This window comes from Actinomycetospora corticicola (assembly GCF_013409505.1).
In the GTDB taxonomy this organism is placed as follows: Bacteria; Actinomycetota; Actinomycetes; order Mycobacteriales; family Pseudonocardiaceae; genus Actinomycetospora; species Actinomycetospora corticicola.
Map to the genome: position 1 here is coordinate 494,385 of NZ_JACCBN010000001.1, position 22,316 is coordinate 516,700.

At 75.5% G+C, this 22,316-nt stretch carries 15 protein-coding genes; 8 read left to right on the plus strand and 7 right to left on the minus strand.

Annotation, left to right across the window (positions count from 1 at the left end):
* Window positions 1–33: 33 nt before the first annotated feature.
* Entirely contained in the window at window positions 34–1,185 is a 1,152-nt protein-coding gene (locus BJ983_RS02435; protein WP_179792345.1) for a glycosyltransferase, read from the plus strand.
* A 31-nt stretch (window positions 1,186–1,216) separates the two neighbouring features.
* On the opposite strand, the gene BJ983_RS30085 is transcribed toward BJ983_RS02435, so the two are convergent.
* Both BJ983_RS30085 and BJ983_RS02445 read right to left on the minus strand, forming a co-directional pair.
* Window positions 1,217–2,503: a glycosyl hydrolase family 28-related protein gene (locus BJ983_RS30085; protein WP_218890064.1), complete on the minus strand. Its 1,287-nt coding sequence runs from the start codon at window positions 2,501–2,503 to the stop codon at window positions 1,217–1,219.
* Window positions 2,500–3,801 carry a sugar transferase gene (locus BJ983_RS02445; RefSeq protein WP_179792346.1) on the minus strand — a complete coding sequence of 434 codons (1,302 nt, stop codon included), beginning with the start codon at window positions 3,799–3,801 and terminating at the stop codon, window positions 2,500–2,502. The genes BJ983_RS30085 and BJ983_RS02445 overlap by 4 nt, the downstream gene beginning before the upstream one ends.
* A 486-nt stretch (window positions 3,802–4,287) precedes the next feature.
* Here BJ983_RS02445 and BJ983_RS02450 point away from each other — a divergent pair, with 486 nt between their 5' ends.
* Complete coding sequence (locus tag BJ983_RS02450) at window positions 4,288–7,206, plus strand: AAA family ATPase (RefSeq protein WP_179792347.1); 2,919 nt, start codon at window positions 4,288–4,290, stop codon at window positions 7,204–7,206.
* Between the two features lie 69 nt (window positions 7,207–7,275).
* On the plus strand, window positions 7,276–8,796 hold the full coding sequence (locus tag BJ983_RS02455) for a DUF4397 domain-containing protein (protein WP_179792348.1): 1,521 nt from the start codon (window positions 7,276–7,278) through the stop codon (window positions 8,794–8,796).
* Here BJ983_RS02455 and BJ983_RS02460 read toward each other — a convergent pair.
* A complete protein-coding gene (locus BJ983_RS02460) occupies window positions 8,757–9,728 on the minus strand; it encodes a glycosyltransferase (RefSeq protein ID WP_179792349.1) in 972 nt (323 codons plus the stop codon). The genes BJ983_RS02455 and BJ983_RS02460 overlap by 40 nt on opposite strands.
* Window positions 9,729–9,958: 230 nt before the next feature.
* On the opposite strand from BJ983_RS02460, the gene BJ983_RS02465 reads away from it, so the two are divergent.
* Window positions 9,959–11,263, plus strand: a complete 1,305-nt coding sequence (locus tag BJ983_RS02465) for a glycosyltransferase (protein WP_246325511.1) — start codon at window positions 9,959–9,961, stop codon at window positions 11,261–11,263.
* Here BJ983_RS02465 and BJ983_RS02470 read toward each other — a convergent pair.
* Window positions 11,260–12,204: a helix-turn-helix domain-containing protein gene (locus BJ983_RS02470; RefSeq protein WP_179792350.1), complete on the minus strand. Its 945-nt coding sequence runs from the start codon at window positions 12,202–12,204 to the stop codon at window positions 11,260–11,262. The two genes, BJ983_RS02465 and BJ983_RS02470, sit on opposite strands and share 4 nt — an antisense overlap.
* 324 nt (window positions 12,205–12,528) lie before the next feature.
* Between BJ983_RS02470 and BJ983_RS02475 the strand changes: the two genes are divergently transcribed.
* Window positions 12,529–12,951: a PPOX class F420-dependent oxidoreductase gene (locus BJ983_RS02475; protein WP_179792351.1), complete on the plus strand. Its 423-nt coding sequence runs from the start codon at window positions 12,529–12,531 to the stop codon at window positions 12,949–12,951.
* 4 nt (window positions 12,952–12,955) lie between these two features.
* On the opposite strand, the gene BJ983_RS02480 is transcribed toward BJ983_RS02475, so the two are convergent.
* Entirely contained in the window at window positions 12,956–13,795 is an 840-nt protein-coding gene (locus BJ983_RS02480; protein ID WP_218890066.1) for a hypothetical protein, read from the minus strand.
* Window positions 13,796–13,927: 132 nt separating this feature from the next.
* On the opposite strand from BJ983_RS02480, the gene BJ983_RS02485 reads away from it, so the two are divergent.
* Both BJ983_RS02485 and BJ983_RS02490 read left to right on the plus strand, forming a co-directional pair.
* Window positions 13,928–17,056, plus strand: coding sequence for an AAA family ATPase (locus BJ983_RS02485; RefSeq protein ID WP_179792353.1), 3,129 nt, complete (start codon window positions 13,928–13,930; stop codon window positions 17,054–17,056).
* Window positions 17,057–17,465: 409 nt separating this feature from the next.
* Window positions 17,466–18,260 carry a hypothetical protein gene (locus BJ983_RS02490; RefSeq protein ID WP_179792354.1) on the plus strand — a complete coding sequence of 265 codons (795 nt, stop codon included), beginning with the start codon at window positions 17,466–17,468 and terminating at the stop codon, window positions 18,258–18,260.
* A 329-nt stretch (window positions 18,261–18,589) separates the two neighbouring features.
* Here BJ983_RS02490 and BJ983_RS02495 read toward each other — a convergent pair whose 3' ends face one another.
* Entirely contained in the window at window positions 18,590–19,651 is a 1,062-nt protein-coding gene (locus BJ983_RS02495; protein WP_246325513.1) for an IS110 family RNA-guided transposase, read from the minus strand.
* Between the two features lie 312 nt (window positions 19,652–19,963).
* Entirely contained in the window at window positions 19,964–20,677 is a 714-nt protein-coding gene (locus tag BJ983_RS02500) for a hypothetical protein (protein ID WP_179792356.1), read from the minus strand.
* Between the two features lie 198 nt (window positions 20,678–20,875).
* Between BJ983_RS02500 and BJ983_RS02505 the strand changes: the two genes are divergently transcribed.
* On the plus strand, window positions 20,876–22,315 hold the full coding sequence (locus BJ983_RS02505) for a sugar transferase (RefSeq protein WP_179792357.1): 1,440 nt from the start codon (window positions 20,876–20,878) through the stop codon (window positions 22,313–22,315).
* Window position 22,316: the final 1 nt, after the last annotated feature.

A 22,316-nucleotide genomic window follows, 5' to 3' on the forward strand; every position in this document is an offset into this window, starting at 1 on the left:
TCCCTGTCGCCCGGTTGAACCATAATCACCCGTGTGGCGGACACCGTAGGTCACGACGACGGGGACACGGGCATGAAGATCGCGTGGCTCACGGACGCCCAGGCGCCGTACCGCGAACCCCTGTTCTGCGAGCTCGCCGCCCGGTGTGACTTCCGGGTGCACTTCCTGTTCGCCGAGGAGCCCGAGCGGCACTTCCGCTTCCGACCGCACCCCGGGTACCGGTCGGGGGTGCTCCCCGCGGTGCCGATCCCGCTGCCGCGCCCCGTGGCCCGCCGTCTGGACTCCTACCAGGCGGCGCTGCGGCCCGGGGTGACCCGACGGGTGCTCGACGCGGCCGAGGTCGTCGTGATCCCGACCTGGGCGCAGGTGGCGAGCGCCTGGACGATGCTGCGGGCCCACCGCCGCGGGGTGCCGTACGTGATCTTCTCGGAGTCGACGCTGGACTCCCGGCAGTTCGACCGCGGTCCGGTCGCGTGGCTGCGCCGCCGGCTGTTCACCCGGGCCGGCGCGGTGGTGGTCCCCGGGCCGTCCGCCCGCGACGCCGCCCTGCACACGGGCGTGGCCCGCGACCGCATCGTCGAGTCGGTCAACTCGATCGACCTGGAGGCCTTCGGCACCCGGCCGCGCGAGCTGCGCGCCGCCGCGGGGGAGGGGCGCGGCCCGGGCGCGGCCCACCACCGGTTCGCGGTGATCGGCCAGCTCATCCCGCGCAAGAACGTGCACACGCTGCTCGACGCCTTCGCGCGCCTCGACGGCACGCCGACCCTCGACGTCGCCGGGGACGGGGTCGACCGGGACGCCCTGGAGGAGCAGGCCCGCGCCCTCGGGGTGGCCGACCGGGTGCGCTTCCTGGGGTTCCTCGAGGAGTCCGGCGTCGTGGAGGTGCTCGCCCGCGCGCAGACCCTGGTGCTGCCCTCGACCGAGGAGGTCTACGGGTTCACCGCCCTGGAGGCGCAGGTCGCGGGCCTGCAGGTGGTCGTGTCGGCGCGGGCCGGGATCGCGGAGAACCTCGCCGACGTCGACGGCGCCTGGGTGGTGGAGCCCGACGTCGGGGGAGTGCTCGGCGGGCTCGAGGCGGCGCGCCGGGCCTGGACCGGCTGGACCGACGAGGTCCCCGCGGACGCCGCGTCGCCCAAGCGCAGCGCCGACGACGTGCTCGCCGCCGCGGCTCGCGCCCTGCGCTGAACCCGGCTCGACGCGGACACCGGGTCGCGGCTCAGTCGGCGGCGTTCGACCCGACCGCGATCCGGGTGGCGCCGTCGAGGACCAGGGCGTCGTCCAGGGACAGCCCGGCGACCCGATTGCCGGTGATCGAGCCGCCGTCGACGCCGCGGAAGGCGACGGCGACGACGTCCGTGGAGAGCCGGAACTCGTTGCCGGTGACCGTCACCGCGGTCGGCGGCACCACCGGTCGGCCGCCGGCGGTGTCCCCCCGGCCGCCCGCGAGGGCGTTCACCACGGCGATGTCGGAGGTGTTCGCGGTGGCGTCGAAGGTGTTGCCGCGCACCACCACGCGGGTGCAGCCCTGGATGACCTGGACGAACGCGAACTCGGAGAGCCCGCAGGCGGTCATCCGGTTGTCGGTGACCGCGACGTCGGAGGACCAGTCCTCGACGTGCACGGCCTCCATCCGGTAGTTCGTCATCGAGCACCGGGTGACCGTGACGTCGGCGCAGTAGGCGATCCCCACCGCGAAACCGGGGGAGTCGTTGTCCCGGAAGGTGTTGTCGTGCACCCGCACGCGGCGGAACGAGCCGCTCGGGCTGTTGAACTCCAGGTCGGTGTTGGCGTTCCGCGCGAACGTGCAGCCCGCGACCTCGACCCCCGTCGTGACGGCGGGCGAGTCGTTGGCCTGGTAGAGCCCGTAGGTGAGCCGGTGCAGCAGCGAGTCGCGCAGCACCAGCGCCGTCGAGGTGTCCCCGGCGACGCCGAGCTGGATGCCGTGGCAGAACGACTCCCACACGTCCGCCGCGCCGGAGAACACCAGCCGCGACAGCGTGAGCCGGTCGACCTGCCCCACCCGCAGCAGCACGGTCTCCACGTCGCCCGCCCGGGCCAGCTCGAGCCCGTCGAGCCCGCAGTCGGCGCCGCCCACGACGATGGCCGCGGTCGCCCGCGGCGTCATCCGCAGCACCGACCGGCCGGGCTCGCCGGCGAACAGCACGCCCGTCGACACGGTCAGCGGCTGCGGCAGCACCAGGTGGTAGGTCCCGGCCGGGACGAACACGGTGTCGCCCGGCCCGGCCGCCGCCAGCGCCCGGGCGAACGCGGCCGCGTCGTCGGTGACGCCGTCCCCGGTCGCGCCCGCCGCGCGCACGTCATGCACGGTGCCGCGGCGCAGGGGGGCGCCGGTCGGGCGCGGCAGGTCGGGATCGGCGGCGGGGGGCCCCGTCGGCCGGGAGCCGACGAGCGAGGCACAGGCCGCGGTCCCGACGACGGCCGCGCCCGCGGCCATCGTCGTCGTCAGCACCCGTCGTCGGGACAGCGCGGGGAAGGGGGTCACCGCCCCTTGGCGAAGAGCACCTCGGAGACGGTGCGGAGCAGCACCTTCACGTCGAGCCACAGTGACCAGTTCTCGATGTAGTAGTTGTCGAAGCGCGCCCGGTCGGAGATCGGGGTGTCGCCGCGCAGGCCGGAGACCTGCGCGAGCCCCGTGAGTCCCGCGGGCACGCGGTGCCGGTGACCGTAGCGCGGGTGCTCGGCGGAGAACTGCTCCACGAAGTGCGGACGCTCGGGGCGCGGCCCGACGATCGTCATCTCGCCGCGCAGGATGTTGACCAGCTGGGGCAGCTCGTCGAGCGACGTCGCCCGGAGCACGCGACCGACCGGGCCGACGCGGTCGTCGTGGGCGATCGACCAGCGGGTGTCGCCCTCGGCGCTGGTGGCCGGACGCATCGAACGGAACTTCAGGCACTCGAAGCGCCGCCCGTCACGGCCGACGCGGACCTGACGGAACAGGATGCCCGGGCCGCCCTCGAGGCGGACGGCGAGCGCGCAGGCCAGGAGCACGGGGGACAGCAGCAGCAGCGCCAGCGACGAGGCCACCACGTCGACCGCGCGCTTGAGCGCCCGCGCGGGCCCGTCGAGCGCGGGGGTGCGGATCCGCATGACCGGAAGCGACCCGATGTGGTCACCGGCCCCGGTGGCGGTGGCGAACGCGTGCAGGCGGGGCACGACGAGCAGGTCGCAGCCGCGCGTGGCGGGGGTGCGCACGCGGTCGAGCAGCTCCATCTCGTCGAAGGCGCCGTCGCCGACCAGCAGCACGTCGGCCCGGAGGTCGTCGACGAGGCGGTCCAGGTCGTCGAGGGTGCCCAGCCAGGGCACGGAGGCCGACGCCGGGCCCGGCACGGTGTCGACGTAGCCGGCGACGGTGAGCCCGTAGCGGGAGTAGCGGTCGAGGAGGGTGGCGACGTCGCCGCTCAGCGCCCCGCCGCCGATCAGCACGGTGCGGTGGGCGACGATCCGGCGCCGGCGCGCGGTGAGCACGACGGCCGTGGACAGCGCCCGTCCGGCGACGACGAGCCCGACGGACGCGAGGGAGGCGAGGACGAACTCGGTGACGCCCACGTTGTCGTGACGCACCGCGAACACGGCGGCCACGAGCGCGATGGCGACCAGCAGGCGGCCGAGGAGGCCGGGGAGCTCGTCGAGCACCGAGAGGTGCAGCCGGGCCCGGTAGCGGCCCCCGCCGCAGACGAGGGCGACCGTGATCACCGAGAGGGCGGCGAACGCCTTCCAGAAGTGGGGGCTCCAGAGCATCGGGGCGGCGGTCAGGACGGCGTCGAGGGGGAGGACGAGCATCCAGGCCTGGATGCCACCGGCCCGCCGGACACCCAGGAGCGGACGGGCGACCGGGGCGTCGAGGGGACCCTCGGGGCCGACGACGCGAGGACCCGGGAGGTCTCGGAGCACGACGGGGTGCGAGGCACTGCTCACACTGGCCCGTCCGGACGCGGGCCTCGTGGACCGAACGGTCCCGCGGACACCGGCCATGCCTACCGTGCCTCCCCTGCGCTGATCACTCACCGCTACCGACCTGGTCGATCGTGCGCGATCGAACGGCTGAGGACCCTGGGAACTCTTCCTAGGTCTCGACCAAACAGATCACTCACCCGTGGCGGTGAACGGGCGGTATGCGGCCGTTAGAGTGAGAGGTGGCTACACGATGCGGCCGCTGGATCTCCGATGCCAGGTCTGATCCAATTGGAGCATCGTTCGATCGGGTGGACGACAGTACGCAGAGTGCTGAGGGGGTCCGGGGTGTCGACGACGGTGAGCGGGCACGGGGTGTCACCGCTTCCCCCGATCGTGCACTCCCCGCCCCCGGTCGGACGTGGTCCCCAGATCGCGCGGCTGCACGAGGTCCTCGACCGGGTCCGTCGCGGACGTGCCGCCCGGCTCCTGCTCACGGGTGAGTCCGGCATCGGCACGACGACGCTCGTCGACGCCTTCTGCGACCAGGTCACGGAGGGCCCGGACGGCCCCGTCGTCGTGCGGGTCGCGGCCCCCGAGCCCGTCGGCGCGCCCGTCGCCCACGCCACCACCGAGCTCCTCGCGCGGGCCCTCGACGACGTCGGGGCACCCGAGCGGCCCACGTCGGCGCGGTCCGCGCTGGCCCTGCACGACGTCCTGGCGGCCGTGCGCCGGGCCGCGGGGCCGCGGCGGCCGGTCGTCCTCGCCCTGCACGACCTGCACCACGTCGACCCGGCGTCGGCGACCGTCCTGGCCGACCTGCTCCGCCGGTTGCACGGGGGCGGCGTGTTGGTCCTCGCCACGGCCACGGAGCCGACGCGACTCGCCGTACGGGGCCGTGCGTGGTGGCCCCGGTTGTTCGTCGACGGCGGGTCGGGCGCCGGCCCCGACGGCACCGCGACGGCGGGGGTGCCGACCGAGGTGCGCACCGTCGTCGTCGGTGGCCTGGACACGGCGTCGGTCGCGGCCTTCGTCGCGACCCGCCGCCCCGCCGCACCCGCGCCCGGGCCGGGGGTGGCGGCCCACCTGGTCGCGGCCACCGGAGGACACCCGGTGCACCTCGCCCTCCTCCTGCGCACCCTGCCGGACGCGGTCCTGGCCGGTACCCAGCCCTTCCCCGGGCGGCGCACCCTCGCTGTGAGGGTCGGCGAGGCCGTCACGGCCCTCGCCCCGGCCACCCGTGACCTGGTCGCCGCACTCGCCGTGCTCGGCGGGCCCGCCCCGGTCGCGCTGCTGGAACGGGTGGCCGCCGTCGCCCCCGGGAGCACGCCGCCGACCGCCGCGGCCGAGGCGGCGGCCGCCGGTCTCGTCGTCGCCACGAGCCGGGGGCCGCGCGTCGAGCTGCGGTTCCCGCACCGCCTGATCCGGGACGCGGTCTACCGCGGTCTCGCCCCGGAGACCGCCGCCGCGCTGCACTGCACCGCCGCCGCGGCGACCGGGGGCCGCGCCGGGTTCGCGCACGCCGTGGCCAGCGCCGCGGGCTCGCCGTCGGAGGAGGTCGCCGACGCCGTGGTCACCGCGGCCGCGGCCGAGAACGACCCCGAGGAGGCCGCCACCCTCCTGCTGTGGGGCGCCGAGCTCGCGGGCAGCGGGGTGGACCGCGAGGCGCTCCTCCTCGACGCGGCCGTCCGGCTGGTGCTCGCGGGCAGCCTGGCCCGACTGCGCGGGATCGAGGCCGCGCTGCGGGGCGCCCGCCCCTGCGGGGCCCGGGATCTCGCGCTCGGCACGCTCGCGTTCGAGACCGGCGACCCCGACGCGCACGTCCCGCTCGCGGCCGCCCTCGCCGACGAGGAGGCCGACGCGCCGGTGCGCGCGCTCGCCGCGCTGAAGCTCGGCGCCCACCACGTGCTCCACGGCCGCGGCACCCGCGCCGTGGAGGTGGCGGCGCGGGTCGGCGCGCTCACCGACGATCCGGGCCTCACCGAGGGGGCGCGCGCCCTGGAGGTCGTCGGCAGCGCCCTGCGCTGGGGCCCGGACACCGCGCTCGACGTGCTCGGCGACCGCCTCGACGGCGTGTACGGCCCCGACCTCTTCGTCATCTGCGGACGGCTGCACCTCGCCGCGGGCGACCCGGCCGCGGCCTACCGGCGCCTGCACCAGGGCCTGGACCGCATCCGGGCCGGGTCGGCCACCACGATGGGTCGGCTGGTCCACCTCTTCCTCGCCGAGGCGGCCTTCCGCACCGGCCGGTGGGACGAGGCGGAGGCCGAGGCCCGCGTCGGCGCCACCGCCTCCCGCGAGGCCGGCAGCGCCTGGATCGCCCCCGCGGCCCGCGGCATGTGGTCGGTGGTGCGGGCGGCCCGCGGCGGGATCGGCGACGCCGAGGCCGACCTCGACGGGCTCCGGGACGGCCACCCCGGCCCGAACGCCCTCGGCGCCTTCACCCGCGACCTCGCCGAGGCCTTCGTCGCCCAGATCCGCGGGGACGCCGCCCGCGCCTACCGCGTGCTCTCCGATCTCGCGGACGGCCCGGTGCCCGCCCTCGAGGCCTCACCGCTGGCGCTCTGGCGGGTGCTGCTCGCGGAGGTCGCGATCGACGCCGACCGGCCCGCGACGGCGGGCGCGGTGCTGCAGGGTCTCCCGGCCGCCGGGACGCCGCTGTGGTTCCAGCTGACCCGCCACCGCCTGCTCGGGCGCCTCGCCGACCGCAGCGGCGACGCCGCGGCCGCACGCGGCTACTTCCGGGCGGGCCTCGAGCTCGCGGCGGCGCGGGCCTCCGACGCGGCGGAGTGCCCGATCGAGGTCGCGGCCCTGCACGCCGCCGCCGGCCGCCTGGCCCGACGCCAGGGCTGGAGCAGCGCCCCGGAGCACCTGACGGCCGCGCGCCGGGGCTTCGCCGCCCTCGGGGCGGCGTCCTGGGTGGCGCGGGTGGACGCCGAGATCGACCTCGGCGTCCCGGGCGTGACGTCGACGGCCCCGCCCGCGCCGACGGTGCCCGAGCCGCACACCCCCACCGGGCCGATCGAGATGCGCGCCGGGACGCGCACCGTGCCGGACACCCTGCCGGCGGCGTCCGCCGAGGCGTCGGTGCTCGACGAGTCGATGTCCGAGCACTCGTCGCTCACGCCGCGCGAGCGCGAGGTGGTCCGCCTCGTCGCGCAGGGCCTCACCAGCCGCGAAGTGGCGGCCGCGCTCTACGTCACGCCGAAGGCCATCAGCTACCACCTGGGCAACGTCTTCGCGAAGCTCGGCGTGACCTCACGGCGTCAGCTGTGGGGCCGGACGTTCGACTGAGCGGGGTCCACTCCGAGCGACCAGCACTGCCGCTGTATGGGTGACGCCCGACCGGGGTACTGGGACGGTATGGCAGAGCGTTCCCGTTCCCGACGACGGGTGTCGTGGCTGGTGGGCGGCGCCGCGGCCCTGGTGGTCGTGGTCGGTGCCGTGGGCATCGTCGGCGTCCGCGAGGCCACGGCCGACCCCGGTTCAGGGATGCTGCGCCTCGCGCACCTCTCCCCGAACACCCCCGCCGTCGACATGTACGCCGAGGGACCGGACCTGCCGCTGACCAAGGTGGCGGGCGGGGTCTCCTACCGGACGGTGAGCCCCTACCTGACCGAGCCCGCAGGCACCTACCGCATCCAGGGGCGCCCGGCGGGTGCCCCGGCGAGCGCGCCGACGCTGTTCGACGTGGCTGTGGACGTCCCGGCGGGCTCCGCGCAGACGGCGACCTTCGTCGACATCGGACCGGACGGCGCCACCCAGGCGCAGGTGCTCGACGACGAGACGGCGCCCGCCCCGGCGGGGTCGGGGGCGCTGCGGATCGTGCAGGCCGCGGCCGAGGTCGGTCCGGTGGACGTCACGGGCACCGATCCCGAGGGGGACAGCCCGCCGGTGCCGCTGGCCCGCACCCTGTTCTACGGCTCCGCCACCCCGTACGCGACCGTCCCGGCGAAGCCGTGGCGGCTGGAGGTGACGAGCCGCAGCGGGAAGAACTCGTCGGTCGAGGTGCCCGTGACCAGCACCTCCGTGGCCACGCTCGTCGTCACCCGCGGCGCCGACGGGGGGCTCGCCACCCAGCTCGTGGCCGACGCCGCCTCGTCGGCCGCCACGCCCGCCCCGGCCCCGGGCGCACCCGCTGCGGCGCCGAGCCAGGCCCCCAGGACGGCCGAGTCCTCGGTCCCGCCGGTGGCACCCGGCACCCCGGCGCCGCCGCAGCCCTCGAGCGCGGAGACCACGTCGGCGGCACCGCCGGCCCCGAAGGCGCCCACGCCACCGGCGGGCGGGATCGGCGCCGGGCTCGGCGGCCTCAGCCACTCCGGCCTCGCCGCCGGGGGCATCTGGGACACCGTCTCCGGCTGGTTCGGCGACGACCCGACCGAGGGCGTGCCCGCCGCGGTGAAGATGCCGCTCGCGATCGCCACCGCACCGCCGCCCGGCGGGCCGCACCCGACGTCGTTGTCCATCCCGGCCATCGACCTGGACGTGGACGACCCGGTCGACCTGCGTGTGGACTACCGCGGGGCGCTGCAGGTGCCCACCGACTTCTCGAAGGTCGGCTGGTTCAGCTCGTCCGCGGTGCCGGGCGACCCGGGGTCGTCGGTCATGGTCGGGCACGTCGACACCCGGCGCGGCCCGGCGGTGTTCGGCGCACTGGACGACCTGAAGCCGGGCGACGTCATCGAGGTCGGGCGCTCCGACGGGGGCACCGCTCGCTTCGGCGTGGACTCCGTGGAGACGTTCGCCAAGGACGCGCTGCCCACGGAGCGGGTCTACGGGCCGACCACGCAGCCCACACTGCGGCTCATGACCTGCGGCGGGCCCTTCGACGACGGGACGCTGAACTACCGCGACAACATCGTCGTATTCGCCACCCCGCGCTGACCCGGTCGCCGTCCGAGCGCCGCCGACGCGACGCGGTGGCGCCGGGAGGCGGGGTCGGTCGAGGCAGCGGCGATGAGCTGGGACCGCAGCCACGTCAGCGGCTCACGGGCCAGCCCGAGGGCGACGTCGCGGCGGCGCAGCACCGCGCGGTGCTCGTGGCGCAGCCGCCGGAGGAAGGCGTGCTGCGTCGCGGTGTTCGCCCGCCGGTGCGAGGAGGTCAACGAGCCGGTGGCGAGCCGGAAGCCCGACAGGCTCTCGGGCATGCCGTAGAAGCCGCCCTGCGTCACCAGCCGCGCCGCGAGCCCGACGTCGAGCACGTAGGTGTCGGCGGGGAAGCCGCCGCAGGCGTCGTAGGCGGCCCGACGGAAGAGCATGTTGCCCGGCGCCCCGATCGGGTTGCCGCGGTGGCGCACGATCCGGCGCAGCACCGTGGTCCCGTCGCGGGCCCCGAGCAGGTCCGGGGCGCTCAGGGCGCGGCCGCGGACCACCACCCGGTCGTCGTCGTCCACGAGGTCGTGGCGGCAGGACACGAGGGCGAGTGACGGGTCGGCGTCCATGAGGGCGACCTGGCGGGCGAGCAGGGTCGGGGCGAGCAGGTCGTCGGCCATGAGGACCTTGACCAGGGGCGCGCGGGCCAGCCGGACGGCGCGGTCGAAGTTCTCCGGGGCGGGCACCGTCGCGTCGTTGCGGACCAGCCGCACACGGTCGTCGCGGAAGGAGCGCACGATGTCGGCCGAGGCGTCGGTGCAGGCGTTGTCGAGCACGACGAGCTCGAAGTCCCCGAACGTCTGGCGCAGCACGCTCGCCACCGTGCGCCCGATGTACTGCTCCTTCTGGTAGAGCGGCACGACGACCGACACCCGCGGGACACCGGTCGGCAGCGAGTCACCCAGCGTCATCTGCGACGCCGCATTCGTTCGTTCGGGGGACACTAGACCATCTTCGACATGTCCGACCGTCGCCGTCAACGGGCGAATCGGACATCACGAACACGAACGGGCCACTCAGGATGGCTCTGCGGTCCTCCTCGTGCCTCCGTGTGGCGTAACCCTGGAAAACCTGGAAACAGTTCCCAGGGTGGTGCGGCGCTGCACTGCCGACCATCGGCATCCGGAGCAACACGTCCGCGAGCAACTCGCGCGAGGAACAGGAGCGTCCGGCGATGGTGATGGCCCCGGGTCGGCCCGCAGCGGGCGGCGCGGCGGACGGGCACGGTCCGTCGTCGGCGTCGCTGGACGTCCGCGTGATCGGGATGCACTACGCGCCGGAGCACACCGGCAACGCGCCCTACACGACCGGCATGGTCGCGGCGCTGCACGCCGCCGGGCACCGGGTCCAGGTGGTCACGGGCTACCCGCACTACCCGGCGTGGGAGGTCACCGAGGGCTACACGGGCCTGCGCCGCCGCGAGCACCTCGACGGCGTGCCGGTCACCCGGGTGCGCCACCCCGTGCCGGCGGTGCCCGACGCCCGGCGTCGCATCGTGATGGACGCCGCCTTCACCGCCCACGCGGCAGCGGTCGGCGGTCGGCGCCCCGACGTCGTGGTCGCCGTCAGCCCCGTGCTGCTCACGGTGCTGGCCGGCCTCCGCTGGCGGGTCCGATGGCCCGGCTCCGCTGCGCTGCGCGGGCGGGGTGCGGGCCGGACCGCGCTCGGCGTCGTGACCCAGGACCTCTACTCCCGCGCGCTCACCGAGACCCGGATGACCTCCTCCCGGGTGGCGTCGCTGGGCGCCCGGCTCGAGGGATCGCTGCTGTCCCGGGCCGACGGCGTCGCCGTGGTGCACCCCTCGTTCACCCCGACCCTCACCGGGCTCGGCGTCGACCCGGCGCGTCTGACCACGATCCCGAACTGGTCGCACATCGCCCCGCCGACCCGCGACCGCGCGACCGTCCGCCGCGAGCTGGGCTGGCGCGAGGACGAGGTGATCGCCCTGCACGCCGGCAACATGGGCGTCAAGCAGGGCCTGGAGAACGTCGTCGAGGCCGCGCGCCGGGCGGACCTGGCGGGCTCGAAGGTCCGCTTCGTCCTGCTCGGCGACGGGAACCAGCGGGCGCGGCTGGCCGAGCTCGGGGCCGACGTCGAGCGGCTGACGTTCCTCGACCCGCTGCCCGGCGACCGCTTCCCCGACGCCCTGGCCGCCGCCGACGTGCTCGTGGTCAACGAGGCGGAGACGGTCGCCGAGATGAGCGCGCCGTCGAAGCTCACCTCCTACTTCGCGGCCGGTCGCCCCGTCGTCGCCGCGACGTGGGCCCGGTCGGCGGCGTCCGCCGAGCTGGCCCGGGCGGACGCGGGCATGCGGCTCGACCCGGGTGACCCGGAGGCGCTGCACGCGGCCGTGCTCGCGACCGCGGGCGACGACGAGGCCGGGGCGCGCGGCCGGGCGTACGCCGCCGACGCGCTCGGCGCGGGCCGGGCCCACGCGGCCTACGTCGCGTGGGTCGAGGGCCTCGCAGCCGGTCGCTAGGACGTGCAGCGCGGGAGATCGCGCCCGCCGCGGTCGCCGCGCACCACGTAGACCTCGGACAGGTATCCGGTGCGGCCGTCCGGGAAGCTCGCGCGGTACCAGAGGTCGGACTGCGCGCGCTCGGGGTTGCGGGCCTGGTCGGGGTCGGCGAGGTCGACGTTCCACATCATCTGGCCGGTGGTCCAGCAGTTCGCCACGATCGCCGCGCCGGAGGCCATCTCCGTGCCCGGCACCTTGCAGGAGCGGCTCGGCGACGCGCAGTACGCGAGCGCCTCCGTGGACAGGTACGCGGGCGTGCGGTCCTCGACGAGCCGGTCGGCGCCGAGCGCCACCTTGTTCTGCACCTCGATGGCCTCGACGGTCTGGGGGAGGACGGGCGGGTCGGGCACCGTGACCCGGCCCAGCACGAAGCCCAGTCCGATCCCCAGCACCGCGACGACGGCGGCGACGAGCACGAGGCGCTTCCCGACGGCGGGTCCGCGGTCACCCGACGTCAGCGGTGGCACACGGCTGACGTCGGACGTCAGGGAGACGCCACGGTCGTCGGCCGGCTCCTCGGCGCCGGACGTCAGCGGTGGCACACGGCTGACGTCGGACGTCAGGGGGACGCCACGCTGGTCGGCCGGCTCCGGGGCGTCCGGGTCCGGCTCCTCGGCGGGCGGGGGCGGGGGACTGCCGAGGGACACCCGCAGCCCGTCCCAGCGGGCCCGCCACGGCTCCGGGTCGGCGTCGCAGGCCCGGACGTAGTCCTCGACGGTCTCCCACCGCGGCAGGTGCCGGCCGGCCGAGGCGTCGGCGAGGGCGGTCTTCGAGCGGCCCGTGCGCCGGGCCATCGTCGTGAACTTCGGGCCGCCGGCCTGCTCGCGCAGTGCGCGCAGGTCCCGGGCGAACTCCACGAGTGGACCGCCGGCGGGGTCGAGCTCGCGCTGGGGTCGGGGCACGGTGTCGCTCCGGGATCGGCGGGTGTCGTTGCACCGTCAATCGTCGGTCGACCGCCCCGCCGTTACCCGGTCGGGTGACCACTCCCGCCCCGGCCGAACGCTCCGGGGTGCCCCTCGAGACCCCGGAACGGCGGCCCCGACACGAGCGCGGGAGTGGTCACGCAAACAGCTTCACCGGTGAAGGGATCTCGGCGGAAGGGAAGCGGACAACCCTCTGGTCCGCCGGACAACGCCGTGCAGGCGGCGGACAACTCGGAGGGTGACGAGGTGTGGGCCGAACGTGCCCCGGGCGGGCGACGCCCCGCGGCCCTAGCATCCCGGGGCATGCCGACACCCCCGCTGCCCGACGAGGTCCAGGATCTGCTCGCCCGCCCGAACCCCAGCGTGATCACCTCGCTGCGCCCCGACGGGTCACCGGTGTCCGTGGCGACCTGGTACCTGTGGGACGACGGGCGGGTGCTGGTGAACATGGACAAGGGGCGCACCCGCGTGCGCTACCTCGAGAACGACCCGCGGACGACGATCACCGTGCTCGCCGAGGACGACTGGTACACCCACGTCTCGATGCAGGGCCGGGTCGTCGAGTGGGCCGACGACGACGGGCTCGCCCGGATCGACCAGCTCTCGCAGCACTACACCGGCAAGCCCTACCCCGTGCGCGACCGCGAGCGCGTCTCGGCGTGGATCGAGGTGGAGCGCTGGCACGGCTGGGGTTCGGCCAAGGCCAGCGACAACCCCGAGAACTGACCCGTCAGAACGGGGGCGGCGGGGCACCCGGCCCCTGCACCAGGTCGACGTGGTCGGCGGTCCACGGGGCGTCGAGCAGCATCCGCGGGGTGACCAGCCCGAACGGCAGTCGCTCCGCGGACCCGTCGTCGGGACGAGGCCGGGGTGAGCGTCGGCCCTGCTGGAGGGCGGGCCCGCCCGTCCGCACGAACGGGCTGAGCAGGATGTCGACGGCGGCCTGGTCGAGGAAGGTCGGCATCGCGCGCTCGACCGCCGCGAGGAGCCGGTCGTAGGGCGCCTGCAGGTCGTCGTCGGTGAGCCAGCCGAGCGTGCGGACCAGCAGCGAGTCCAGCATCCCCTCCTGGACGGGCGGTCCCGGCGCGGGACGCTGCGGGTCGGTCGGCTCGAGCGTCGACATCGCGAACGGTTGGTCGTAGAGCCGGGTGATCAGCTCGGCGCAGTAGAACTGCCGACGCTCCGGGACGCCCTCCCACGCCCGGGCGGCCTCCACGGCGAGCTGCCGCACCTCGAGGGCCCGGACCGGGTCGAGCTCCGGGGCGAACGTGGCCAGCGCGATCGCCACGATGACGAGTTTCGGCACGGAGAACGTCCCGTCGTCCTCCGGCGTGCGCCACGTCTCGAGGCGGGCCAGCGCCGGCTCGCGGGGGACCTCCGGGTCCACCGGGAGCCGGTAGACCGACTGGCCGAGGGCCCAGAAGTGCGACACGTCGTCCCCGCGGATGCCACCGAGGTCGAAAGGTCGGGTGCGGCAGAAGGACATGTGTGCGGAGGCCACCCGCCCCTCGCCGTCGGCCAGCGCGATCGCGGAGTGCGAGAAGCCGGAGCCGTCGAGACGGGTGATCATGTCACCCAGTGGTTCGCCGGGGATCGGGGTCACCAGGAGTATGTCGCCCGCCCGTATGTGGTCTACTCCGATGACCGTGTCGGACGTATGGTCGGCGCAAGAGGTCACTGGCGGTTACTCCTTGGGGGAGTGGTGACGGCGATCCGTCTGCTGGGTGAGGTGGCGGTGGCGGGCACGCCGCCGCAGCGGAGCGCCGTGCTGCGCTCGTTGCTCGCCCAGCTCGCGCTGGAACCCGGGCGCCCGGTGGCGACGACGACGCTGATCGACGAGCTCTACGACGCGGCGCTGCCGAAGAACCCGGCGGCGGCGCTGCAGATCCAGATCACCCGGCTGCGCAAGTGGGTCGCGCCGGCGACGGTCGCGAGCACCCGCGGCGGGTACGTGCTCGAGGTCGGTCGCGGAGACGTCGACCTCGCCCGGTTCCTCGACGCCCCGCCCGACGACGCCGCCGGGGCCCTCGCCGTCTACGGTGGCGAGCCCTTCCCGGGGTGCCGCGTCGGGCCGCGGCTCGACGCCGAGCGCCGCCGGGTGCGGCGGCGCCACCACGAGGTGGTGGAGGCGCACGCCCGCGCGTTGCTCGCGGCCGGGACCCCGCGCGAGGTCGTGGCCCTCACCGCAGACGTACTCGACGGGGACCCCGACCACGAGGGGCTCGTCGCCGTCGCGGCACTGGCCCTGCACGCGGAGGGCCGCACGGGCGAGGCGCTGCGTCTGCTCGCCACCACCCGACGTCGGCTGCGGGCCGAGCACGGGGTCGACCCCGGGACGGTGCTGCGCGACGCGGAGCGCACCGTGCTGGACACCGACCAGCGGCGCCGCCGCGACGTCGTCGGGCGCGCCGCGCCGCTGGCCACCATCCGCGAGGCACTCGCCGACCCCCGGGCCGGCCGCATCGTGATCGTCGCGGGGGAGGCCGGGATCGGGAAGTCCACCCTCGTGCGGGCCGCCGCCGAAGAGGCCGCGCGTCGCGGGGCGGCCGTCGGCCACGGGGTCTGGGAGCACGACCAGGCGCCGTTCGCGGCGTGGGTGCAGGCGCTGCACGCCGTCGGCGTCGCCCCACCCGCTCTGCGCGACCCCGCGCCGGGTCGCACGCTGCGCCGCCGGCTGGCCGCCGCGGCCGCGGACCGCATGGTCCTCGTCGTCCTGGACGACGCGCACCGGGCCGACCAGGCGTCGCTGCACGTCCTGCGCGGGCTCGGTGGCGCGGGCCTGCCGCCGGGCGTCGTCGTGCTCGTCGCCGCCCGCGAGCCGGACGCGACCGCCCACCCCGCCTGGGGCGACGCGGCCGCCGACCTCACGCTGCTCGACGGCGTGCTCCGGCTCCCGCTCGCCGAGCTCGACGAGGCCGGTACCCGTGCCATGGTCGATGACGCGATGGACGAGGCGGGGGAGCGGCTCGTCGCCGCCCTCTGGACGCGCACCGGCGGACACCCGCTGCACCTCTCGGCCCTGCTCGCCGAGCTGCGCGACCTTCCCGACGACGAGTCGCGGGAGGCCGCGACCCGCCGGGTCCCGGCGCGCCTGCGCCCGCTGCTGGACCACCAGCTCGGCGGCCTGCCCGAGGACTGCCGGACCGCGCTGGAGGCGATGGCCGTCCTCGGACCGTCGCCGCTGGCCGAGCTCGCCGACGCCGTAGGTGCCGACGAGCGCGCCCTCGCCCGGGACCTCCGACCCGCCGTCGGGATGACCCTCGTGGAACCCACCGCCGACGGCTTCGCCTTCCGCCACGACCTGACCGCGGCCGCCGTGCTCGACACCGTGCCCGCCGTGGTCCGCGCCCAGCTGCACCGGGCGCGGCTGGCCGGGCTCGGGGACGACGCCGACCCGTTCACCGTCCTGCGCCACACCGTCGGTGCGGCCGCCCTGCTGCCCGCCGAGCAGGTCGCGGACGCCCACCTGCCCGCGGCCCACGCCGCCTACCAGGACGGCGCCCTGGCCGCGGCGCTGCAGCTGCTCGACACCGCGGCGGACGCGACGTCGCGTCCGGTCCACGCCCGGACGCTGCGGGGCCTCGTGCTGGAGGGGCTCGGCCGCGTCGACGAGGCCGCCGACCTCTTCGACGCCGTCGTCGCCGATCCGACGGCCGACGTCGTCGACGCGGTCACGGCCGCGCTGGGCGACGACGCGCAGGGGCCCTCGATCGCGGGCCGCCCGCGCCGGCTGGAGCGCCTGCGACGGGTGCACACGCTGCCGTTGACCGACGTCCAGCGCGCCCGGGTGCTGCGGGGTCTCGTCGTCGAGGAGCAGCAGCTCGACCTCGAGGGCACGGCCGCGCTGCTCGAGGAGCTGCTCGCCCTGGGGGAGGGCGCCACCGAGCCGGTCCTCGCCGCCGAGGTGGCCGTCACCGAGTCCTACCTGCAGCTCGGGGTCTCGGTGCCCTCGGCGCAGCGGGTCGCGACCGCCCGGCGCGCGGCGCGGCTGGCCCGCGAGGCGGACGTGACCGCGCTGCGGTTCGAGGCCGACGAACTGCTGGTCGCCGCCCTCGTCGGCAGCGGCGACGTCGACGAGGCCCTCGACCTGCACGCCGCCCTGATCCCTGAGGCGGAGCGGCGCCACCGTCCGCGCACGATGTGGGCGGTGCGGCTCGTCGAGGCCTCGGCGTTGCTGGCCGCGGGCAAGATCGAGGAGTCCGACCAGGCGGCGCAGGAGGCGTTCCAGCGCGGGCTCGAACTCGGGATCGCCGACGCCCTGGGTGCGTTCGGGGCCCACCTCGTCATCCGGCACCTGCTCACCGGGAGCCTGCCCGAGCTCGGCGGCCTGCCCGCCCGGACCGCGACGGACTATCCCAACGTGCCCGCGTGGGCGGCCTGCGCGGCCGTGGACGCGGTGCAGGGCGGCGACCCTCCGACGGCCGCCGCCCACCTCACCGAGTTCCACCGGCGCCGCGAGGGCCGCGAGTCCGGGCTGTTCGACCGCGTCGGGCTCTGCCTCGCCGCGTGCGCGGCCTTCGCCCTCGACGACCGCCCGACCGCCGACCTCGTGCTGCAGGCGCTCCCCGACGACCCCGGCGCCACCGTGGTGGTCGGCATCGGCGCCGCGTTCCTCGGGCCCGTCGACCTCTACCGTGGGCTCGCCCTCGCGGCCCGCGGCGACCTGGCCGCCGCGCACCGGCACTTCCTCGCGGCGCTGGGCACCGCGACCGCCCTCGGCTGGACCCCCTGGGGCGACGCGGCCGGGGAACTCGCGGCGGTGACGGCCCCGGGGCGGCCCTCCGACACCCCGGGACCGTCGCTCCCGCTCGGACTCCGGCGAGCGCTCTGAGAGCGTTCCCACCCGACCGGCGTCCACCGTCGGTATCGAAGCGTGGCCGCCTTTCCGGAACCTTTCCCGGACGAGTGCCGCCTTCGGGCACGGCGGGTGGGTCGGGCCGGGCAGGTCGATTCCACTCGATCATGAAATGCGCGCATGACGCCGATCGTGTGCGGGTACCTCGTTCGGCTGTTCCCGGTGATGACAATTCGTCGATGATGTCGGCATGATCTACTCGGGGTGTTCGTGCAGGTCAGAGCTTTGTTCTCTGCGTTTCCGCCTTTTCGTGCCGGATCGCGTCACCCGTTCGTGATGGCTTCGTTATTGGTGGCAGGCGACGGTCCGTGACCGTCCCTTCCCGGTTCGGGGGACACCGGGTCCTCCTGCCATGCGATGTCCAGGGACGATCGAGGAGGACCCCATGGGTGCACACAGCGCTCCCCGCCGTCGTGACGGCCGGCTCGGTGCCATCGCCGGCCGCGGCGCCTTCGCCGCCGTCGCGGCGTTGACGGTCGCCGGTGGTGGCGCCGGCGTCGCGTTCGCCGGTGAGCTGCCGACGACGACGCACACGACCACGCAGGACGACGACCAGCAGCACGGCGACCAGCACGAGTGCGGCTGCGGTCACGGCGGCAAGCACCACGAGCACGGCGGCAAGCACCACGGCCACGGCGGTAAGCACCACGAGCACGGCCACGGTGGGCACGAGCAGGGCGGGCACGAGCAGGGCGGCGAGCCGGACGACGGCGGGACGCTCCCGGGTCTGCCGGACCTCCCGGGTACGCCGGACCTCCCGGACCCGACCGAGATGCTGCCGGGCACCGGGGAGACGCCGGGTACTGGGGAGACGCCGGGTACTGGGGAGACGCCGGGTACTGGGGAGACCCCGGGTGCCGGGGAGACCCCGGGTGCCGGGGAGACCCCGGGTGCCGGGGAGACCTCGGGTGCCGGGGAGACGCCGGCCACCGGCGAGACGCCGGAGGCGGGTACCACGCCGGACGCGGGCACCACGCCTGAGGACGGAACCGGTGACGATGGTGGGACCGGCGACGAGGGCGGAACCGACGACGGGAGCGGAGCGCCCGACGAGCTCGGCAGCCTCGACGGAGACATGCCGCCGTCGATGGACAGTGGTCTGCCCGACGAGTCCACGGACGAGGGCAGCGAGTCGGGGCAGACGGTCAAGGAGCCGATCGTCGGCAACCTCATGTCCTGATCCCGGGGCGGGCCGGCGCGAGGGGGACGGCCCGCCTCACGGGTCCGGACTTGTGTGGCAACGGGTGCAGTCAGGTCGCCCCGGTGCCACACAAGTTTCCGGACCCGCGCGACGACGGTGGCGGGCTGCGCTGCCGTCGTCCGGGATCCGGACCCGTGTGGCGACACGCCCACGAGGTGGAGCGACACGCCACACGGGTCCGGATCTTCCTCGAGGGCCACGGCTCCGCCGCGAGAATCACGTCAGGCAGCGATCCGGGCACCGGCGCATGCCTGGTGTGCACCTCGGCGGGCGGGCGGCGCGCTGCCCCGCCGCGAGCTGCTCCTATGTCAAGCCGCGACGGTGTCCGGTGCGGTCCGGGACTGCAGGAGCAGGTTGAACACGACGCGCGCGAGGCGTCGTTTGAGGGCCCGCATCGCTTCGTTGTGGTTGTCGCCGCGGGCGCGTCGCTTGTCGTAGTAGGCGCGTCCGAGGCTGTCGGCCAGGCGGGTCTGGGTGAGCGCGATGCGGTGCAGGGCGGCGTTGAGTTGCCGGTTGCCGCCGCGGGCCAGCCGGTGACGGTTGGTGCGCCCGGAGGAGGCGGGGATCGGCGCGGTTCCGGCGTGCATGGCAAAGCAGGCCTCGGAACGGAACCGATCGGGTCGGGCGGTCTCGGCGATCAGCTTCGCCGCGGAGAGCGGGCCGCAGCCGGGCAGCTCGAGCAGCTGCGGGGCCAGCACCGCGACCCGGCGGGCGATCTCACGCTCTAACGCCCGGATACGGCTGGTGCGCTTGAGGATGTCGCCGACCAGCTCGGCGGCGAGCTCCCCGACCAGCCCGGGGTGCTCGGCGGGCAGCAGCGCGGCCAGCGCGGTCAGACGGGTGGGCTTGTCCAGCCCGCGGGCCGGGATGCTGCGCTCGAGTTCGGGGTCGAGTTCGTGCAGGTGCCAACGCAGCCGGCAGATCATCGCGGTCCGCTCGGTGACCAGGTGCTCGCGGTGATCGACCAGCAGCTTGAGCTCGCGGGACTCGGGGTCGTGCTCGGCGACGGGCAGGTTCGGCTCGCGCAGCGCGGCCCGGGCGATCGCGGTCGCATCGATCGGGTCGGACTTCCCGAACTGGCGTGCCGAGCTCCGGGCACCGGCCATCAGCTTCGGCGGGACCCGCCGGACCCGCTGCCCCGCGGCGAGCAGCGCCCGCTCCAAGCGCAGCGAGACATGCCGGCAGTCCTCGAGCGCCCACTCGATCTCCTGCCCGTCGGCAGCGAGTTCCCGGCACTCGCGCTGGGCCCAGGCCAACAACTCCAGGTGCCCGGCGTCAGTGGCCTGCACCCGACGCTGCGCGCGGCGGGCGCCGAGTTGATCGACCACGACCGCGGTGTGAGTGTCCTTGTGGACATCGACTCCGACCATCAGGACCATCGAAGGGGTCTCCTGCTCCTAGCCTGCGGGGGACAACAGGCCGGGCCGGTCGGCGGACACACCTCAGTGGGGGCGCTGCCACGCTCCTATCAAGTCACGCCGGCCGGTCCTGGCCGCCGGTGCCCGGCACAGCTCGCGCTGGCCTCCTGCGGAGACAGTCACATCAAGAGCCAGAGCACCGACGACCAGGATCCCGACCACCGCCACTGGCGGCACCACCGACCCTGACACTGAGTGTCACGTCAGGCAGCGATCCGGGCGCCGGACCGTGCGTCACGTGCACCTCGGCGAGGCGCACGACGATCAGCCCACCCGCTGCCAGGCCCCGGGCCTCGTCTCGGTCCACACAGAAGCCGTCGTGTCGGTGACCGCGTCCGGGACCGGGGTCGACAGCAGCGTGCCGCGCGCCTCCTCGTCCGGGGCCAGCATCGCGGCGCTGCCGGACGCGGAGGTCCGCGCCTCGAGCACGCACGCGCCGTCCGGCAGGCCGGGGTAGGTGGCGGGACCCGAGCTGAGCGGTGACACGGCCGGCCGGTTCTGGCACAGCACGGCGGACGGACCCGTCGTCACGGACGCGGGGAGCGACGCCAGCCCGATCTGCACCCGCAACGACGCGAGCGGATTCGGGGCCGGTGCACCGGACGTGTTCCGGACGACCAGCGGCGCCAGCAACAGGTGCGAGCCCGCCGTCGACCCGCGGGTGCTCGCCGCGAACGGTCCGACCCCGAGGGTGTAGGAGTAGCCGCCGAGCTGTACCGGGGTGCCGGGCGTGACGCCCTCGCTCGCGAGCACCGGCGGCGGGGGACTCCCCACCGAGGCCGACCCCGATCCGGCGTCCGAGTCCGACAGGAACGTCAGCGCCAGCACCACGACCAGGACGGCCGCGAGCACGCCCAGCACCACGAACACCGGCATCCGGCCGCGGCCGCCCCAGGTCGTGCGCTCCCCGGGCCAGTAGCCGGACCCGTCGTCGGCCCGGTCGGACTCCGGGAGCTCGCCGAACGGCGATCGCGCCACGTGCTCTCCCTTCCCGACGACAGGTCGGGTCCGATGCTAGGCGAGCCACCAGCCGTGCGGTCGCGCCTCGTGACATGACGCAGAGCGAGCGCCGGTTCCGCGTCATACCCCGATAGGGTCGCCGTCGAGGTCCAGCGAACGGAGCAGTGGACCGAGGTCGTCACGGGGGGCGATCGCGACACGGAGGAGTCGTCGCGGATGCGGATCGACGTGGAGACGTCGGCGGCGGTGCGCGCAGCACCGGTGCCGAGCGACGCCGGGGGCAACCGCTGGCGCGGGCGGTTGCGCCGGGCGGTCGTGGCGACCGACGTGATCCTGGTGCTGACGATCGTCGCGACCACCGCGGTCCTGGGCGTGCTGTGGCGCCAGTGGGGTGCCACGGACGCCGCGCTCGGCGGCACCGCCGTCGTCGCCCTCGCCGGGGTCCTCATGGCCGCGATGCACTGCTGGGACCCACAGGTGCTCGGGCAGGGCGCCGAGGAGTTCAACCGGCTGGCCCGGGCCTTCGTGCGCGCGACGCTGCTGCTCGCGTTCGTCGGCTTCGTGGTGAAGGGCGACGCCCTGCGCCCGTGGGTCGTGGGCGTGCTGCCGGTCGTGGGCGTGGCGGTGCTCGTCGGGCGGTGGCTGGTCCGGCGGGTGCTGCACCGGGCCCGGCGGGAGGGCGCGTGCATGGCCCGCGTGCTCGTCGTCGGGACGCCGGAGTCCGTCGCGGACCTGGTCACCCGCACCGAGCGCGTGCCCTGGCACGGGTGGCGCGTCGTCGCGGCGTGCACGCCGGCGGGGGAGGGGACGGCGGCCGTCCCCGTCGTCGGGGACCTCGACGACGTGACGCGGCAGGTGGCCGAGCACGCCGTCGACGTCGTCGCGGTGGCCCCCGCCCCGGGCTGGACCGCGAAGCGGTTGCACCGCCTGGCGTGGGACCTCGAGGGGACCGGGGTCGACCTCGTCGTCGACCCGGGCCTGATGGAGGTCGGCGGGCCGCGGCTGCACGTGGCCCCGGTCGACGGGTTGCCGATGCTCCGGCTCACCGAGCCGCGGTTCTCGGGGACCTCGCGGGTGGTCAAGGCCGTCGTCGACCGGGTCGGGGCCGCCGCCCTGTTGCTGCTCCTCGCCCCGGCCCTCGTGCTGATCGCGGTGCTCGTCGGGCGCGACGGCGGGCCGGTGTTCTACCGCCAGGAGCGGGTCGGCCTCCACGGTCGGACGTTCCGGATGGTCAAGTTCCGGTCGATGGTCGTCGACGCGGACCGGCAGGTGCCCCGCGAGCTGAACGAGGGCGCGGGCCCCCTGTTCAAGATGCGGCGCGACCCGCGGGTCACCCCCGTCGGCGCCGTGCTCCGGAGGCTCTCGCTCGACGAGCTGCCGCAGCTGTTCAACGTGCTGGGCGGCACGATGTCGCTGGTCGGGCCGCGGCCGCCGCTGGCGCGGGAGGTCGAGCACTACGCCGACGACGCGCGCCGCCGGCTGCTGGTCCGCCCCGGGATGACGGGTCTGTGGCAGGTGAGCGGGCGCAGCGACCTGAGCTGGGAGGAGTCGGTGCGGCTCGATCTGCGGTACGTCGAGAACTGGTCACCGGCGCTGGATGCCACGATCCTGTGGAAGACCGTCGGTGCGGTCCTGGGATCCCGGGGCGCCTACTAGG